Consider the following 18503-nt stretch of genomic DNA (forward strand, 5'->3'; position numbering starts at 1 on the left):
TTCTGTAATTTTTAGGAAGTAAATACACATGAAACCAAACACTAAGGATAGTGTGGAGGAGATGTAATTTACTCTTAGAATTAGGTTTGTTTTGGTTTTAAGGCGTTGCTGGTGAGCCATTTATTTAGTTTTACTGCTAATAATTTTCCTTAACAGGTGGAATTTCCAAGCATTAAGATAAGTATTTTCTGTATAATACCATCAAAATACAAAGAATCTTATGTAAATCTAAATATGTATTTTGGATAAAAGCAAAAACGACAGCCTGTATAGACTGTCGTTTTTTAAATAAATTTTGGAAAAAACTAGTGTTCTGTAATCACCCATTCTCCTTTAGAGAGAAGAGGTTCGGCTTGTTTAAACTTCACCGTTTTACTTTCGCCAGACATCACATTTTTAATTGTTACACGATCATTACGTCCAATTTTAGGAGCTTCTCGTGTTATTGTTTCTGTTATTGAAGGTCTGCTTCCTTGATTTTGACCTACAGCACGGTTTTGTGCAGCAAGTTCATCACTATTTAAGACTTCTTCTTTACTAATATTTAAATTTTCTTTGGGTTCGCTAATTGTTTTAGCTTCTTGAATGTTTGTATCATTACCGTTAGGGATTTCTCCTTTATACAAGAATGCTACAACTTCTTTGTTCACCTTTTCAATCATCCCTTTAAATAATTCAAAAGCTTCAAACTTATAAATTAACAATGGATCTTTTTGTTCATGAACCGCTAGTTGTACCGATTGCTTTAATTCATCCATTTTGCGTAAATGAACTTTCCATGCATCATCAACAATTGCTAAGGTGATATTTTTCTCAAAATCTGTAATCAATTGTTTTCCTTCACTTTCGTAAGCTTCTTTTAAATTGGTAACAATATTAAAAGTTTTTATTCCATCAGAGAAAGGAACTACTATGCGTTCAAATTTGTTTGCATCATCTTCAAACACATTTTTAATTACCCGATTAGCAACGGTAGCACTGCGCTCCATTTTATCTTGATAATGTTCATATGCATTTTTATATAATAATGAAGCTATTTCTTGAACACTTTTCTTAGCAAACTCTTCTTCGGTTAAAGGAGAAGTAATAGAGAAATATTTAATTAATTCGAATTCAAAATTCTTATAATCACTAGCGTTCTTATTTGTTTCAGAAATTACTTCACAAGTGTCGTAGATCATATTGGCAATATCAACCTTTAAACGCTCACCTTGTAATGCATGACGACGACGCTTGTAAACAACCTCCCGTTGTGCATTCATAACATCATCATATTCTAATAATCTTTTACGAACTCCAAAGTTATTCTCTTCAACTTTTTTCTGAGCACGTTCAATAGATTTGGTCATCATAGAATGCTGAATAACTTCACCATCTTCTAAGCCCATTCTATCCATCATTTTTGCTACTCTATCAGAACCAAATAAACGCATAAGGTTATCTTCTAGAGATACATAGAATTGTGAGCTTCCTGGATCTCCTTGACGTCCTGAACGACCTCTTAACTGACGGTCAACACGACGAGAATCATGGCGTTCGGTTCCTACAATTGCTAAACCACCTGCTTTTTTAACAGCATCTGATAATTTGATATCTGTACCACGACCAGCCATGTTTGTAGCAATAGTAACAATCCCAGCTTTACCAGCTTCTTCCACAATATCAGCTTCTTTTTTATGCATTTTAGCATTCAAGACATTGTGTGGAACTTTACGTATACTAAGCATACGAGAGAGAAGCTCAGAAATTTCAACAGATGTTGTACCTATTAAGACAGGTCTTCCAGCGGCAGAAAGTTTAGTAACTTCATCAATTATCGCATTGTACTTTTCACGTTTCGTTTTATAAATTAAATCGTTTTTGTCATCTCTAGCAATGGGTCTATTTGTAGGGATTTCCATAACATCTAGCTTATAGATTTCCCAGAATTCCCCTGCTTCAGTGATCGCTGTACCGGTCATACCGGCAAGCTTATTATACATTCTAAAGTAGTTCTGTAAGGTAACTGTTGCAAAAGTTTGTGTTGCGGCTTCAATTTTTACATTTTCTTTAGCTTCAATTGCTTGGTGTAATCCGTCTGAATATCTACGTCCGTCCATAATACGACCCGTTTGTTCATCGACAATCATTACCTTATTTTCCATAACAACATATTCCACATCTTTTTCAAAAAGGGTATATGCTTTTAATAATTGATTTAAGGTATGTATACGTTCACTTTTTATACCAAATTCTTTAAAAAGGTCTTCTTTGAGTTCAGCTTCTTTTTCTACATCAAGATTCTGATTTTCAATTTTTACAATCTCACCACCAATATCTGGCATTAAGAAGAATGTAGGGTCTTGTTCTCCAGAAATATGTTCTACACCTTTTTCAGTAAGCTCTATTTGATTGTTTTTTTCATCGATAACAAACCAAAGTTCTTCATCTACTTTTGGCATTTCACGGTTATTATCTTGCATGTAATAATTCTCCGTTTTTTGAAGTAGTTGTTTTACACCTTCTTCACTCAAGAATTTAATTAATGCTTTATTTTTTGGCAATCCGCGATGTACTCTTAATAATTGAAAACCACCTTCTTTTGTATCGCCAGAAGTAATTAATTTTTTAGCTTCCGCTAAAACCCCTGTTAAGTAATGTTTTTGTAACGTTACAATATCATTTACTTTTGGTTTTAACTGATCAAATTCTTGAATATCTCCTTTTGGTACAGGACCCGAAATAATCAAAGGGGTACGTGCATCATCCACCAAAACAGAATCGACCTCATCAACAATAGCGAAATTATGAGGACGTTGTACCAAATCACTTGGCGTGTGCGCCATATTATCTCTCAAATAATCAAAACCGAATTCATTATTTGTACCATAAGTAATATCTGCATTATAGGCTGCACGTCTACCATCAGAATTGGGTTGATGGTTATCAATACATTCTATAGTAATACCATGAAATTGAAATATTGGAGCCATCCACGCGCTATCACGTTTGGCTAAGTAATCATTTACCGTTACTAAGTGAACTCCATTACCTGTTAGTGCATTTAAATATAGCGGTAAGGTTGCTACTAAAGTTTTACCTTCACCTGTGTGCATTTCGGCAATTTTACCTTCATGTAATGCTATACCACCAATAAGTTGTACATCATAATGAACCATGTCCCAGGTTACTTCTTTTCCTGCGGCATTCCAAGAATTAAGCCAAATAGCTTTATCACCTTCTAAAGAAACATATTCTTTAGTTCCAGAAAGTTGTCTGTCGTATTCAGAGGCTGTTACTTCTATTGTTGTGTTATTTGCAAAACGTTTTGATGTTTCTTTTACAACAGCAAATGCTTCTGGTAATATAGATTTTAGTGTTTTTTCAGAAATTTCGTAAACCTCTTTTTTGAGTCCGTCTATCTCTGCGTAGATATCTTCATTTTTGTCAATATCTTTTGAGTTTTTTACTTCCGCTTCAAGTGCTTGTATCTTATCATTAATGACTTGTGTGTCATTTTTAATTTGAGCTTTGAACGCAAGTGTTTTATTTCGAATTTCATCATTGCTTAAAGTAGCAAGCTCTTCTTCGAAAGAATGAATCTTATCTATGATAGGTTGTAGCTCTTTGACATCTTTCTTAGCCTTATCGCCTACAAAAACTTTTAAAACAGAATTTAAAAAACTCATACGGTAAATTATTTTTTTTAATCTATGCTATAACCATACCAAAGGTATTTTACCGGAATAACATGACAGAATGAACTAAAATAAACAGCAAAATCAGAAAAGCTGTCAATGAAGTTCAAAATTAAGTAAAAAAAAAGCCTCATATGAGACTTTTTTAATGTTATTGCGTTAATATTTTAATATTCGTCCTCGTTCCAGAGGTAATCTTCTTCCGTTGGGTAGTCTGGCCAAATTTCTTCGATAGATTCGTAAATTTCACCGCCTTCTTCTTCCATAGACTGTAGATTTTCTACAACCTCAAGTGGAGCTCCGGTTCTAATTGCGTAATCGATCAATTCGTCTTTGGTAGCTGGCCAAGGTGCATCGCTTAAGTAAGATGCTAATTCTAAAGTCCAATACATGTTAGTGGTATTATTTTAATTTTTTTGCAAAACTAAATTTTAAAATGATATATCCAAGTTTTTTCGTAGTTATTAATAAATTATTTTTTTCATAATAAGTTATTCTACTGATATACAGTAATTTGTGATTATTTTTTTTCTGGAATCCATTTTATTTCTTCAACGTTTAAATGTGCAGATAAACCGCGACCTAACATAAAGAGATAATCTGACAATCTATTGAGGTAACGTAAAACATTTGCTTCAATGGGTTCATTTTCATTTAAGTGGGATGAAATGCGCTCGGCTCTTCTACATACCGTTCTGGCAATATGACAGTATGACACCGTTGTATGGCCTCCAGGTAAAATAAAATGTGTCATAGGTGGTAAGTTAGCCTCTATTGCATCCATTTCTTGTTCTAGAAGTAAAATATCATTAGCGCTAATTTTATCAATATTTAAGCGTTCTTTTCCGTTTTTTAGCACAGCTTTTTCAGGGGCTGTGGCTAAAATTGCACCGGCAATAAATAATTTATGTTGAATTATAGTAAGGATATCTTTAGAATGCGAATCTATTTCTTGATCTCTAATCAATCCAATCCAAGAATTTAATTCATCAACAGTTCCATAGCTTTCAATTCTAATATGATGTTTTGCTACGCGAGTGCCTCCGAAAAGTGCTGTTGTGCCTTTATCTCCTGTTTTTGTATAAATCTTCATTGCCTCTTTTTTTAGTATGCGTACTTCTTTTAAACCTTTAGCGTTTATCACGATCCATAAATCTACGGCCTTTTCGTTCTTTTGTTCTTTTTTTGTTTTTAAGAAGATTCATTACAAAAATTACAGCCAAGACGGCAAATGAGATGTAGATGATGTATTTCATTTTTTAATAGAATTTAAACTAAAATTAAAGGTTTATATCCGAATCTTAAAATGTTCCTTTGCTTGTTCTCTTCTGAAAAATAACATACCGCAGTAAAATGTGTCGATACTTACGGTTACTTTTTTTAAAGCGATAAGCTTGTTCCAGTGATTGTAATTCTTATGAATGGCGTTAACAAAAATGATTGTATCGTTTTTTAAACCATCCACTTTTTTTAAGAATTCTAAGTTTTTTTCAGAAAGATGATCTAAATAAATAAAATCACGGGAACTCTCATCACTACTTATTTCAGGAAATTTTTGTTGCATTAATTCCTCTAAAGCGTTGTTCCTATCCTTAAAGCAGACTGTAGTGCTATTGAAATAATCCAATAGTTTTAAAACTGTATTTAAGGATTTATCCCGAGTATATTTTTTCTTTTTATACAAACACTTCGTTACCAGAGCATAAACAAAAGGGGAGTGAACCCCATGCTGATTGGTGGAGGATAATATAAAAGATAGGTGCCTAAAAAAATGCATTATTGGTTATTCTATAAGCGCAGAAAGTTCAAACCAACGTTCTGTTTTGGCTTCAATTGCTTCTCCTATTTCCTTTAGTTCAATAGATAGTTTGTCTATCTGTTCTCCACTCAATGAAGCGTCTGTAAATTTATGTTGCGTTGCTTCTTTTTTACTTTCAAGTTTTTTAATCTCTTTTTCAAGATTAGTGTACTCTTTTTGTTCGTTGAAAGTTAATTTCTTTTTGTCCTCTTTTTTCTTAGAATTTGTATCTGCATTTGTGATCGTATTTTCTTTTTTAGCAGCTCTGCTTTCCAAAACGGCACTATCTTCATAAGATCTAAAATCTGAGTAGTTGCCTGGGAAATCTTCCACAACAGCATCGCCTCTAAAAACAAAAAGGTGATCTACAATTTTATCCATAAAATAACGGTCGTGAGATACAACAAGTAAACAGCCAGGGAAATCCATTAAGAAACTCTCAAGAACATTCAGCGTTACAATATCTAAATCGTTGGTAGGTTCATCAAGAATTAAAAAGTTTGGATTTTGAATAAGGATAGTACATAAGTACAAACGTTTCCGTTCACCACCACTTAATTTACTAACAAAATCATATTGTTTTTTACGATCGAATAAAAAGCGTTCCAGTAACTGTTGTGCAGATATTTGCCTGCCTTTCATTAATGGAATATAATCTCCAAATTCACGAATGACATCAATAACTTTTTGGCCTTCTTTTATGTTGATTCCTTTTTGTGTATAGTATCCAAATTTTATAGTTTCTCCCACCACAACTTTTCCGCTGTCTGGTTCGTCCCTACCGCTAATAATGTTCAAGAAGGTAGATTTTCCAGTTCCATTTTTACCAATGATACCAAGGCGTTCTCCTCGAAGAAAATTATATTCAAATTTATCGAGTATAGGTTTTCCGGGGTATGATTTTGAAATTTTATGGAGCTCGAGAATTTTACTTCCCATACGTGCCATATTAATCTCCAATTCTACCTCATTCTCATTTCTACGTTTGCTAGCTTTATCTTTTATTTCGTAAAAATCATCTATTCTGGATTTAGATTTTGTGGTTCTAGCCTTTGGCTGTCTGCGCATCCAATCCAATTCTTTTTTGAATAACAGTTTAGATTTATGTTGCTCTGTAGCTTCTTGTTCTATTCTGTTTTCTTTCTTTTCTAGGTAGTAGGAGTAGTTCCCTTTATACGGGTACATAATGCCTTCATCTAATTCTATGATTTCGTTACATACACGTTCTAGAAAGTAACGATCATGCGTTACCATAAAAAGTGTCATGTTTTCTTTAGCAAAATACTCCTCTAACCATTCAATCATTTCTAAATCTAAATGGTTGGTAGGTTCATCAAGCACCAATAAATCTGGCTTGTTAATCAGGGCATTCGCTAAAGCTAAACGCTTTTTTTGCCCCCCAGAAAGTATTTCTACTTTAAGGTGAATATCGTTTAAATTAAGTTTTGATAAAATTTGTTTGTATTGCGTTTCAAAATCCCAAGCTTGAAAACGTTCCATTCCCTCAAAAGCCGTTTGATACGCGTCTGCTTCTTCAGGATTTTCTAATGCATGTTCATAGGCTCTAATTACTTTCAATACTTCATTATCAGATGCGAAGATGGTTTCTTCGATGGTCAAATTTGGATCTAAATTAGGTTCTTGATCTAAAAAAGATACTCGAATTCCTTTTCGGTAATTAACCTGTCCAGAATCTGGAGTGTCTAATCCTGATAATATATTTAAGATGGATGTTTTTCCACTCCCATTTTTAGCGATTAGTGCTATTTTTTGGTCTTTGTTTATTCCGAAAGATATATCAGAAAATAAAACGTGTTCGCCATAGGCTTTTGCAATATTTTCTACTGATAATAGATTCATGTAATTTTCGTATTAGAACTGGCAAAGTTAGTGAACTCTAGCAGACCTTAGCGAATAAATTAAAAAGGAATATCTAACAACCAATGCAATTATAATGGGAAGGATTAAAATGCTGAATATTTGCACCTTAAGAACCCAAAGGAGCATTGCGGCACAGATGCAAACTAGTACTATAATTAAATAGGTATTCATCCATTTTGGAGCAATGCCCTTTTTTAATATGATAAAGGCTACAATACTATTTAATGGGAAGGTCCATAAAAAATTAAAGTTCTTTGCCGTAGCGTGATGGTCTGTTCCAAACCAAAGAAAAACGATTAAAAGTCCGGCTAATCCAGTGATCAGAAATAAAGTAAAGTCTAAATATCTAGATCGTTTTTTAGATTTATAGTCTTTTAATGTGATGAAGCATACGAGTATGCATAATATAGAAAGCCAAAATAAAGGGGATAAAAAGAAGTTATTTTCTTTTTTTACAGGCGTTTCTTTTAGTAATGTTCGGTCTTTAGCGACTAATTTTTTCCCATCTAATGTTGTATACGCTAGCTGTTCGTATACATATATTGGGAGGAATAAATGTTCCCAAGGTGTTGCTTCTCTATCTATTACGGAGCCTAATGCTAAATCTATTCCAAAATTAGACCACGAATTTACTTCTAAGTTTTGATGTATTAATTCTCTGAAGGTATACTGGTTTTCTAAATGCTTGTAATCAAATACTAATTTATCACCTAAGACTGTCTTCAATGCCTCTGGTAATCGTGTAGAGCAATTATCAAATAAAAAATCATATTTATAATACCTATTTTCGGGGAGGTGATTGTTTTCTAGGAATTTCAGAAAATCATTTTTTTCTTCTAGAGTAAGTTGTAAGTCTTGTTCTTTTACCCATCTATTTTCTAATTCATAACCATATAGAAAGTCGGCAAAAGATTCTCGTGCTAAGCGGTATAATAACTTTCCTTGGGTGAATTTTAGATAAAAATTAGGGGTGTTAAAATCAAAATGCCCATAATTATAAACAACATCTATTCCTAAAGCTGGGTCTTGCACCCGAATAGCACTATGGCCAAACTTAGCGTAAAGTTCATCTGCTGTGCCCACTGTTAAGATGCTTATTTCTGATTTTGGGGAGAGCACTGGTTGCGAAAAACCAAATAAAGAAAAAGCAAAAAGGAGACTTAGAATGTATTTTTTAAATGGCATAATTTGGGGTAAATATTTTCTGTAAACAAATATGCGAAGAATTTATTTGAGATAATTAGTTCCGATAAAAATATCCTATTTTTACCAAAAGCTTAACAAATGAAAAAGTACATACCAAACCTTATTACTTTACTTAATTTATTCTGTGGATGTGTTGCCATCTTCTTTGCTGTACACGGAGTTTTTGAAATGGTAGCATTGTTTGTTTTTCTAGGGATAATTTTTGATTATTTCGACGGATTTGCGGCACGAATACTTAATGTGAGAAGCGAATTAGGTTTGCAATTAGATTCACTAGCGGATATGGTTACAAGTGGCGTTGTGCCTGGTATTGTAATGTTTAAGCTTTTAGAGATGTCATCAACAGGCGGTTGGAGTAGTGGTATAGTGTATGAATCTTCTGCCTTGACTACGTGGCATTCTTTTAAATTCAGTCCTCAAGAATTAATTCCACTTTTAGGATTGATTGTCACCTTGGCTTCTGCTTATCGATTAGCGAAGTTTAATATAGATGAAAATCAGACCAATTCTTTTATTGGTTTGCCAACACCAGCAAATACCTTGTTGATTATTTCGTTGCCTTTGATCATGTTGTATCAGAATAATGAAATATTGAATAACATCATTCTTAACCAATGGTTTTTAATAGGATTAACCTTCGTTAGTGCCTACTTGCTAAATTCTAATATAGCATTATTTGCTTTAAAATTTAAAAATTGGAGCTTTAAAGATAATGCGATTCGATACGTGTTTTTGTTTATAAGTTTAGTTTTATTGGTTACTTTAAAATTTATGGCAGTACCAGCAATCATTGTTTTTTATATTCTGATTTCGGTGATAAGTGCAATGGGTGAGAAGCGTTGATTGAATCGGTTTTTTGTAGCATGTTGTGTACACATTTTACTAGTTCACTATATTTTATTGTTGTTGGTAAGCTAAAACACCCATAGTAAAAGCTTTAAATGTTGAAAAATGATTCTTTTAATGGACCTTCATGGATGACAGATTAAATGAAAGATGAAATTTGTGGAAACGAGATAATATTGTAAGTGATGAAGATTTTGAAAGTCTATTTTCTCTTAAAGATAACTATGACTTTTCAATTGCTTTGTTTGAAATCATTAGTTGAAATAGGTGCTGTTAAACTGGCAAAAATTAAAAAGCAAGCAGTTGAATTACTTCCAAATGATGAAAGTTGGTTCTGTGAAAGTTCCTACAAGAATTCTGAAAGTTTAATGATCAAATTGGCTAGTGAATTTTCAAGTTATTCAGACAGCCTTGTGAGAGATATTAAAAATTTCCTAGCCACCTCATTACGCTTCGCTGAACCGCTTTGTGTTTAAGCTCCAAGAAAAAAATTATGATTAAACTATTGATAAATGACAGTAAACAAAAAGGACTACTTAATGAAACTAGTTTTGGTGGTTTACCTGTAAAAGTAATAAATAGTATTATGGAATGGCCTAAATGTAAAAGCTGTACTTCTGAGATGAAATATCAAGGCAAAATAAAAACAAATATTGGACTTGAATTAATATTTATGTGTGAAAATGATCCGGGAATGTGCGATGAATGGAGTCCAGATGAAGGAGGAAATAAAGTGATTATAGTAAACAATGAAAGTTTGGAATATTTTAATCCAGAAAATAAGGAAATCGGACTTAGGGAAACTGAATATGGAGTTAAAATTATAGAAACTGCGGGTGAGAATTACGATGAAGCTAGAGAAAATTGGAAAGGAAACAAAAGAGAGATACTAGGGAGTTTGTTTGGAGAACCTGAGTGGATACAAAATGATGAAACACCAAATTGTGATTGTTGTAATAAAGGAATGAGATTTGTTTCCCAATTAGAAGAAGGTCCTGACCACAAAACCGCAATGAATTTTGGGGGTGCTGGAGTTGGTTATCTATTTGATTGTGAAGAAGGAAAAACGGCTAAATTCTTATGGCAATGTTAAGTTAAAACCTACTCACAACAAAAGTAAACGTTGTATGAGCCTATATTTTGTAATAGAATGACTTTATTAATCGCCTTTTAAGAGGTTTTTATTTTAGCTCAGCTCGTAATTATGGGAAGAAGCATTAGAATTTCTAAAATATCTTCTTCTTACGTAGTTCAAAATTCTGACCTAAATAGACTTTACGTACCATTTCATCGGCAGCTAATTCTTCAGGTTCACCCGATTTTAAAATACCACCTTCAAACATTAAGTAAGAACGTTCTGTAATTGCCAATGTTTCTTGTACGTTATGATCTGTAATTAAAATACCGATATTTTTGTCTTTTAATTGCGCAACAATACGTTGAATATCTTCTACTGCCACAGGATCTACTCCAGCAAAAGGCTCATCTAGTAGAATAAATTTAGGATCGGTGGCTAAAGCACGAGCAATTTCTGTTCTTCTACGCTCCCCACCAGAAAGTAAATCTCCGCGGTTTTTTCGGATATGGCCTAAGCTAAATTCTTCAATAAGCGATTCCATTTTCATGACTTGCTCCTTCTTACTCAACTTAGTCAGTTGCAAAACACTTAAGATATTTTCTTCAATACTTAATTTTCTAAAAACAGAAGCTTCTTGTGCAAGATATCCTATTCCGTTTTGTGCTCTTTTGTACATCGGGAATTTGGTAATATCTTTATCATCTAAATAAATATTACCGCCATTAGGTTTTACCAAGCCAACAATCATATAGAACGAGGTAGTTTTTCCGGCACCATTGGGTCCAAGAAGACCTACAATTTCGCCTTGATTCACTTCTAATGAAATTCCCCTTACTACTTGACGACCTCTATAGGACTTCATTATATTGTCTGCACGTAACTTCATAAATGCTAGTTCGTTGTTGGTTTTTATTTATTTTCCTGTTTCAAAACTAAAGGAAAATGTGCTACCTCTCAATTAATTAGTGAATATTTAACCCTATTCTTTGTCTTGCGTTTCCAATTCCTCCCAATATTCGTACGCTCTTCGCAAGTGTGGAACAACGATAGTACCACCAACAAGTGTTGCAATACTTAAGGTTTCCATAACTTCTGCTTTCGTAGCACCTTCATTATGAGAGCTTTCTAAATGGTATTTTACGCAGTCATCACAACGTAGCACAGCAGAAGCAACAAGTCCCAGTAGTTCTTTAGTTTTAACATCAAGAGCACCAGGAGCAAAAGCATTCGTGTCTAGGTTAAATATCCTTTTAATAATTTTGTTATTGTCAGCTAGGAGCTTTTCGTTCATTTTAGAACGGTAAGCATTAAATTCTTCTATTTGATTAGGCATTTTTCTTTCTTTTTGCTTCTTTTTTTAAATCTTTTCGTACCACATATCCGGAGATATAAATACTTACTTGGTATAGGATAATAATTGGAATAGAAACTACAATTTGACTCGCAACATCAGGAGGCGTAATTACTGCAGATAATATCAAAACAATGACTAAAGCTATTTTTCTATATTTTTTTAATATTTCAGGAGTAACCAATCCAACTTTGGTTAAGAAGTAGATGATGATTGGTAATTCAAAAATAATTCCACAGGCAATAACAGACGATCTTAGTGTTGAAATGTATGAGCTAAGGTCAAATTCGTTTTTAACCACATCACTGACGGAATAGGTACCTAAAAAGTTAATAGATAGCGGAGCTACTACGTAATAGCCAAATAATACGCCTAGGAAAAATAAGAAAGAGGCTATGAAAATAAAACCTCTAGAGTTCTTGCGTTCTTTTTCGTAAAGTCCGGGACTAATAAATTTCCACATTTCAAATAAAATATAAGGAAATGCTATAATAATTCCGGCCCAAATAGCGGTCCAGATATCAGCAGAAAACTGCCCTGCCATTGTTCTACTTTGAATAGTGAAGGGTAATTCTTCTGCGCAGAAATCAGAAGTAAAATTAAAAAACTTTGCAATATCACAAAAGAACTCATAGGTTACAAAGTTCATTTTGCTAGGGGCGAAAATAACCCAATCGAAAATATAACGGCTAAAAGCGAAAGCTACTGCAGCTACAATTAGTATTGCTAAAGTTGAACGGATTAAATGCCAGCGTAATTCTTCTAGATGGTCTAGAAATGACATATCTGCGGCGTCTTTATTCTTTGCCATTATATAATTCCTTCGTTGATTAAATTATGAATATGAACAATACCCATATAGGTACCATTTTCAATTGCTATAAGTTGTGATATATTTTTAGCTTGCATTAATTCTAACGCTTTAACGGCTAACGCATCATTTTCTATGGTTTTAGGATGTACGGTCATAATATCCTGCGCCGTAAGCCCTTTAATATCGTCATGCTTGTTAAGCATTCTACGAATATCACCATCTGTAACTACACCTACAATTTTATTGTTATCCAACACAGCTGTAACTCCTAGCATTTTTGCCGAGATTTCTACAATTACTTGCTTCACGTCAGAATCAATAGTTACTTGTGGCTTCATGTTGTTTTCTACAATGTCGGATACGCGTAGGTAAAGCCTCTTGCCAAGAGTGCCTCCAGGATGGTATTTTGCAAAATCTTTACTGCTAAATCCTCGTAATTCTAAAAGACAAACAGCTAAAGCATCACCCATTACTAATTGTGCGGTTGTACTTGTAGTCGGTGCTAAATTATTTGGACACGCTTCTTTTTCTACAAAAGTATTTAAGATAAAATTGGACTGTTTTGCCAGTACGGAATCTAAATTACCCGTCATAGCAATAAGCGTATTTCCAGTTTTTTTGATTAATGGAACCAGCATTTTTATCTCAGGAGTGTTTCCACTTTTAGAAATACAAATTACAGTATCGTTTTCTTGAATGGTTCCTAAATCTCCATGGATGGCATCCGCAGCATGCATAAATATCGAAGGTGTTCCGGTAGAATTAAGTGTTGCGACTATTTTTGAAGCAATTAAAGCACTTTTTCCAATTCCGGAAATAATAATTCGTCCAGGAGAATTTAATATATGATTGACGGTATTCGAGAAATTAGCATCTAGTAATGAAGATAAATTTTGAATGGCATTCGCTTCATTTTCAATGGTTCTTCTAGCTATGTCAAGTATCGCAGTATTATTTTTCAAATCAATTAATTCAATTATCTGATTGTATTCCTAAAAGAATGTCTTATATTTAGTTACAAAATTACATAAACTTAGTGTTAAAAGATATTTTAAATTCTTTAAAGTAAACTTTTGTTTTTTGTGCTAATTTTAAACTTGCTAAGAAACTAACTAAATCGTATTGAATATGCGAACTTAGCATCAGTATTAATAGTAAAATAAATTATGAGTTTGAGTGAAATTGATTTGCATTCCTCACTAAAAAAATATTTTGGATTTTCAGAGTTCAAAGGACTTCAGGAAAGTGTTATTACAAGTATTCTTGAAGGTAAAAATTGTTTTGTAGTAATGCCCACTGGCGGTGGAAAATCGCTTTGTTACCAACTTCCTGCATTAATGCAAGAAGGTACTGCAATTATAGTTTCCCCACTTATTGCGTTAATGAAAAATCAAGTAGATGCCATTCGTGGTATTTCTTCAGAGCACGGTATTGCTCATGTTTTGAATTCTTCATTGACCAAAACAGAAATAAAACAGGTGAAAAGTGATATTACTAGTGGTATCACTAAATTACTTTACGTGGCGCCAGAATCATTAACTAAAGACGAGTATGTTGAGTTTTTACAATCTGTAAAATTATCATTCGTTGCCGTTGATGAAGCGCATTGTATTTCCGAATGGGGACATGATTTTAGACCTGAATATCGAAATTTAAGAAATATTATTAGTCGCTTAGACGATACGATTCCTATTATAGGGCTTACCGCTACAGCAACGCCAAAAGTACAAGAGGATATTATAAAAAACTTAGGAATTACAGATGCTGATTTATTTAAAGCGTCATTTAATAGACCTAATTTATTTTATGAAGTACGTCCTAAAACTCAAAATATAGAAGCAGATATCATACGTTTTGTCAAACAAAATTCTGGTAAATCTGGTGTTATTTATTGTTTGAGTAGAAAAAAAGTAGAAGAACTCGCTCAAGTACTACAGGTAAATGGTGTCAGCGCTGTACCCTATCATGCCGGATTTGATACCAAAACACGATCAAAATATCAGGATATGTTCTTGATGGAAGGTGTAGATGTTGTGGTGGCAACGATCGCTTTTGGAATGGGGATTGATAAACCAGATGTAAGGTTTGTTATTCACCATGATATTCCTAAAAGTATAGAAAGTTATTATCAAGAAACGGGTAGAGCAGGTAGAGATGGTGGCGAAGGTCATTGTTTGGCCTTTTACTCCTACAAAGATATTGAGAAGTTAGAAAAATTTATGTCTGGTAAGCCTGTTGCAGAACAGGAAATTGGTAATGCCTTGTTACAGGAAATGGTAGCTTATGCGGAAACTTCTATGTCTAGAAGAAAATTTATTCTACATTATTTCGGAGAATATTTTGATGATGTAAACGGAGACGGAGCGCTCATGGATGACAACACAAAAAACCCGAAAGACAAAGAAGAAGCTAAAGAAGATTTAGTTAAAGTGATTCAAGTGGTACAGGGTACCATGGAAAAATTTAAATCTAAAGAAATCGTAAAAGTACTTACAGGAAAAGTAAATGCGATTATCGCTTCTCATAAAACAGATGAAAAACCATTTTTTGGAATAGGAGCTAACAGAGACAAAGAACATTGGATGGCATTAGTGCGCCAAGGTTTAGTAGCGGGGTATCTACGTAAAGAAATAGAACAGTACGGAATACTACATGTAACGGATAAAGGAGCGGAATTTGCTAAAAATCCTGTTTCCTTTATGATGACTAAAGATCATGTATACAATCAAGCGGCTGATGATGCTATTGTCAGTGCTGCAAAAAGTAGCGGTGGCGTAATAGATGAGGCGTTACTTAAAGTATTGAAGGACTTGAGAAAAAGACAAGGTCAGAAATTAGAAGTACCTCCTTTTGTAATTTTTCAAGACCCATCACTACATGATATGGCTTTAAAGTATCCTATTAGCCTAGAAGAACTTGTAAATATTCATGGAGTAGGAGAAGGTAAAGCAAAAAAATACGGGAAGCCATTTGTAGATTTTATTAAAAAGTATGTGGAGGATAATGAGATTACCCGCCCAGATGATTTAATCGTAAAAAGTACAGGAGCCAATTCTGCATTAAAATTATATATCATTCAGAATGTTGATCGCAAATTACCATTAGATGATATTGCTTCTGCAAAAGGGATAGCCATTCCTGAATTGATAAAGGAAATGGAACAGATCGTTTACAGTGGTACCAAATTAAATATTTCCTATTGGGTAGATGATGTTTTAGATGAAGATCAGCAAGAAGAGTTGCACGATTATTTTTTAGAAGCAGATTCTGATAATATAGATTTGGCCTTGAATGAATTTGAGGGCGATTATGAAGAAGAAGAGCTTCGATTGTATCGTATTAAATTTATTAGTGAAGTAGCCAATTAAGCATTCATTTATAATTAAAATTTTAAATAACACTCCTAGTTTTAGGAGTGTTATTTTTTTATAGCCCTATTACTAAATTGTTAATTCTTATTTATTATAGATCAAATCTTCTTTAGTTCCATTGTTTTTTTATAGTTTTACGGAGTAAACTTTAGGGGTGTTCCTATTTTGGAACTGAGACATACCCTTTGAACCTGATGCGGTTAGTACCGCCGAAGGGAAAAGTTGAAAAGCACCTTGAAATGGGTGTTTGCAACCTTTTCATATGTGTGTGTTTTGTTCTTAAACACCTCCTTTTTCAAAGAATATTCTCATCTTTTAATTTTTACAGCATATTTAAAAATATCCTGTACATGATTTCTATTGTTGTAAACGAAAAAAGAGTGGACATCGAAGAAAATTCGAATCTTATTCACCTCCTTAATCACCTCAAGGCCACTCAAGATGGTATTGCTGTCGCTATTAATAATACGGTTATTTCTAAAGATTTCTGGAAGTACGAAATTCTTTTTGAGAATGATGTAGTTCTGCTTATCAAAGCAACACAAGGCGGATAATTTATAAAACTACACACTACATTCTTATTTATATCACGAAGACTTAAATTCTCACAAAATATGAAAAGCAAAGACACCGCACCAAAAAACGAAAAGCTAACGACACAACCTTTTCCAAATTCAAAAAAGATTTATGTAGCAGGTAAATTGCATCCACAATTAAAAGTGGCCATGCGAGAGATTGCATTGAGTGATACCAAAGACTCACTTACAGGCAAGCTTAGGCCAAATGAAGCGGTTACTGTTTATGATACTTCCGGACCTTATACTGATCCGAGTAAATCTATTAACGTGCATCAAGGTATTGATAGAATCCGTGAACAGTGGATTTTAGACCGCGGAGATGTACAGCAATTGAATAGTTTTACATCTGAATATTGCAACCAACGCTTAAATGACAAGAGCCTAGACCATATGCGTTTTTCGCTATTGAAGAAACCAATGCGCGCTCAAGAGGGTAAAAATGTTACCCAATTACACTATGCTAAAAAGGGAATTATAACCCCGGAGATGGAATACATCGCTATTCGTGAGAATCAGCGTATGGAGGAAATGACGGAGATAGCAAAACAACATAAAGGCGAACATTTCGGTGCATCCATACCCAATAAGATTACCGCAGAATTTGTGCGGGAAGAAGTAGCTAGAGGTAGAGCTGTAATTCCGTCAAATATCAATCACCCAGAAGCAGAACCAATGATATTGGGACGTAACTTTTTGGTAAAAATAAATGCCAATATCGGTAATTCTGCCGTTACCTCTTCTATTGAAGAAGAAGTAGAAAAAGCCGTTTGGGCATGCCGTTGGGGAGCAGATAATATTATGGACTTGTCTACGGGACAAAATATACATGAAACACGAGAGTGGATTATTCGTAACTCACCAGTACCGGTAGGAACAGTGCCTATTTACCAAGCACTAGAAAAAGTAAACGGCGTCGCAGAAGATCTTACTTGGGAAATTTTTAGAGATACGCTTATAGAGCAGGCAGAGCAAGGGGTAGATTATTTTACCATTCATGCAGGTGTTCTTTTGCGCTATGTGCCTATGACTGCTAAACGTGTTACAGGCATTGTTTCTCGTGGTGGATCTATTATGGCAAAATGGTGTTTAGCGCATCATAAAGAAAGTTTCTTATATACCCATTTTGAAGATATTTGCGAAATATTAAAACAATATGATGTCGCTTTTTCTTTAGGAGATGGATTGCGCCCTGGTTCTATTGCAGATGCTAATGATGAAGCGCAATTTGCAGAATTAGAAACTTTGGGAGAGTTAACGAAAATTGCACGCAAGCATGAAGTTCAATGCTTTATAGAAGGCCCTGGTCACGTTCCAATGCATATGATTAAGGAAAATATGGAGAAGCAAATAGAACTTTGTGATGAAGCTCCTTTTTATACCTTAGGACCTTTAACTACGGATATTGCTCCAGGTTATGACCATATTACCTCAGGTATCGGTGCTGCAATGATTGGCTGGTTCGGCTGTGCAATGTTATGTTATGTAACGCCAAAAGAACATTTAGGATTACCCAATAAACAAGATGTACGAACGGGAGTAATTACGTATAAGTTGGCGGCACATGCAGCCGATTTAGCAAAAGGACACCCAGGAGCGCAGCATAGAGATGATGCTTTATCAAAAGCACGATTTGAGTTTAGATGGGAAGATCAGTTTAATTTAGGTTTAGATCCCGAATTGGCGCGTGAATACCATGATGAAACCTTACCAGCAGATGGTGCAAAAGTGGCGCATTTTTGTTCTATGTGCGGACCAAAATTTTGTTCCATGAAAATTTCGCAAGAGGTAAGAGATTTTGCTGCGGAACATGATATTGTAGACAACGAAGTGATTCAAAAAGGAATGGATGAAAAGTCCAAAGAATTTAAAGAAAAAGGATCAGAAGTGTATTTGTAACATAATT

General features: G+C 34.0%; 17 protein-coding genes and 1 riboswitch. Of the genes, 6 read left to right on the top strand and 11 right to left on the bottom strand.

Features of this window, described 5'->3' with window-relative positions:
* Positions 1-305: 305 nt before the first annotated feature.
* The 7 genes from secA to GQR94_RS13675 form a co-directional block, all read right to left on the bottom strand.
* Positions 306-3668 (bottom strand): preprotein translocase subunit SecA, encoded by a 3363-nt coding sequence (gene secA, locus GQR94_RS13650; RefSeq protein ID WP_158976013.1) that lies wholly within the window; start codon positions 3666-3668, stop codon positions 306-308.
* 176 nt (positions 3669-3844) lie between these two features.
* Positions 3845-4069 carry a DUF2795 domain-containing protein gene (locus GQR94_RS13655; RefSeq protein ID WP_013551418.1) on the bottom strand — a complete coding sequence of 75 codons (225 nt, stop codon included), beginning with the start codon at positions 4067-4069 and terminating at the stop codon, positions 3845-3847.
* A gap of 128 nt (positions 4070-4197) precedes the next feature.
* A complete protein-coding gene (locus GQR94_RS13660) occupies positions 4198-4770 on the bottom strand; it encodes a cob(I)yrinic acid a,c-diamide adenosyltransferase (protein WP_158976014.1) in 573 nt (190 codons plus the stop codon).
* 37 nt (positions 4771-4807) lie between these two features.
* Positions 4808-4933 (bottom strand): hypothetical protein, encoded by a 126-nt coding sequence (locus tag GQR94_RS22835; protein WP_255451523.1) that lies wholly within the window; start codon positions 4931-4933, stop codon positions 4808-4810.
* Positions 4934-4965: 32 nt separating this feature from the next.
* Positions 4966-5304, bottom strand: coding sequence for a hypothetical protein (locus GQR94_RS13665; protein ID WP_158976015.1), 339 nt, complete (start codon positions 5302-5304; stop codon positions 4966-4968).
* A 156-nt stretch (positions 5305-5460) separates the two neighbouring features.
* Complete coding sequence (locus GQR94_RS13670) at positions 5461-7335, bottom strand: ABC-F family ATP-binding cassette domain-containing protein (protein ID WP_158976016.1); 1875 nt, start codon at positions 7333-7335, stop codon at positions 5461-5463.
* A gap of 27 nt (positions 7336-7362) precedes the next feature.
* Complete coding sequence (locus GQR94_RS13675) at positions 7363-8541, bottom strand: DUF4105 domain-containing protein (protein ID WP_158976017.1); 1179 nt, start codon at positions 8539-8541, stop codon at positions 7363-7365.
* 99 nt (positions 8542-8640) lie between these two features.
* On the opposite strand from GQR94_RS13675, the gene GQR94_RS13680 reads away from it, so the two are divergent.
* The 3 genes from GQR94_RS13680 (at position 8641) to GQR94_RS13690 (ending at position 10501) form a co-directional block, all read left to right on the top strand.
* Positions 8641-9405: a phosphatidylcholine/phosphatidylserine synthase gene (locus tag GQR94_RS13680; protein WP_158976018.1), complete on the top strand. Its 765-nt coding sequence runs from the start codon at positions 8641-8643 to the stop codon at positions 9403-9405.
* 248 nt (positions 9406-9653) lie between these two features.
* Positions 9654-9884, top strand: a complete 231-nt coding sequence (locus tag GQR94_RS13685) for a hypothetical protein (RefSeq protein ID WP_158976019.1) — start codon at positions 9654-9656, stop codon at positions 9882-9884.
* Positions 9885-9901: 17 nt separating this feature from the next.
* Entirely contained in the window at positions 9902-10501 is a 600-nt protein-coding gene (locus tag GQR94_RS13690; protein ID WP_158976020.1) for a hypothetical protein, read from the top strand.
* A gap of 133 nt (positions 10502-10634) precedes the next feature.
* Here the strand turns inward: GQR94_RS13690 and lptB are convergent, their stop codons facing one another.
* From lptB to GQR94_RS13710, 4 genes are all read right to left on the bottom strand, one after another.
* The gene (gene lptB, locus GQR94_RS13695; RefSeq protein WP_158976021.1) at positions 10635-11372 is read right to left on the bottom strand and encodes an LPS export ABC transporter ATP-binding protein; all 738 of its coding nucleotides are present in this window, start codon (positions 11370-11372) and stop codon (positions 10635-10637) included.
* A 93-nt stretch (positions 11373-11465) separates the two neighbouring features.
* Positions 11466-11819, bottom strand: a complete 354-nt coding sequence (locus GQR94_RS13700; protein WP_158976022.1) for a carboxymuconolactone decarboxylase family protein — start codon at positions 11817-11819, stop codon at positions 11466-11468.
* Positions 11812-12648, bottom strand: a complete 837-nt coding sequence (gene tatC / locus GQR94_RS13705; protein ID WP_158976023.1) for a twin-arginine translocase subunit TatC — start codon at positions 12646-12648, stop codon at positions 11812-11814. The genes GQR94_RS13700 and tatC overlap by 8 nt, the downstream gene beginning before the upstream one ends.
* Positions 12648-13613, bottom strand: coding sequence for an SIS domain-containing protein (locus tag GQR94_RS13710; RefSeq protein ID WP_158976024.1), 966 nt, complete (start codon positions 13611-13613; stop codon positions 12648-12650). The genes tatC and GQR94_RS13710 overlap by 1 nt, the downstream gene beginning before the upstream one ends.
* A 204-nt stretch (positions 13614-13817) precedes the next feature.
* Here GQR94_RS13710 and recQ point away from each other — a divergent pair, with 204 nt between their 5' ends.
* The 3 genes from recQ (at position 13818) to thiC (ending at position 18496) form a co-directional block, all read left to right on the top strand.
* Complete coding sequence (gene recQ / locus GQR94_RS13715) at positions 13818-16019, top strand: DNA helicase RecQ (RefSeq protein WP_158976025.1); 2202 nt, start codon at positions 13818-13820, stop codon at positions 16017-16019.
* A gap of 143 nt (positions 16020-16162) precedes the next feature.
* A riboswitch (TPP riboswitch) is annotated at positions 16163-16257 on the top strand.
* 115 nt (positions 16258-16372) lie between these two features.
* Positions 16373-16576 (top strand): sulfur carrier protein ThiS, encoded by a 204-nt coding sequence (gene thiS, locus GQR94_RS13720; protein WP_158976026.1) that lies wholly within the window; start codon positions 16373-16375, stop codon positions 16574-16576.
* Positions 16577-16636: 60 nt separating this feature from the next.
* A complete protein-coding gene (gene thiC / locus GQR94_RS13725) occupies positions 16637-18496 on the top strand; it encodes a phosphomethylpyrimidine synthase ThiC (RefSeq protein ID WP_158976027.1) in 1860 nt (619 codons plus the stop codon).
* Positions 18497-18503 lie beyond the last annotated feature (7 nt).

The sequence above is a fragment of the Cellulophaga sp. L1A9 genome, assembly GCF_009797025.1.
Classification (GTDB): Bacteria; Bacteroidota; Bacteroidia; order Flavobacteriales; family Flavobacteriaceae; genus Cellulophaga.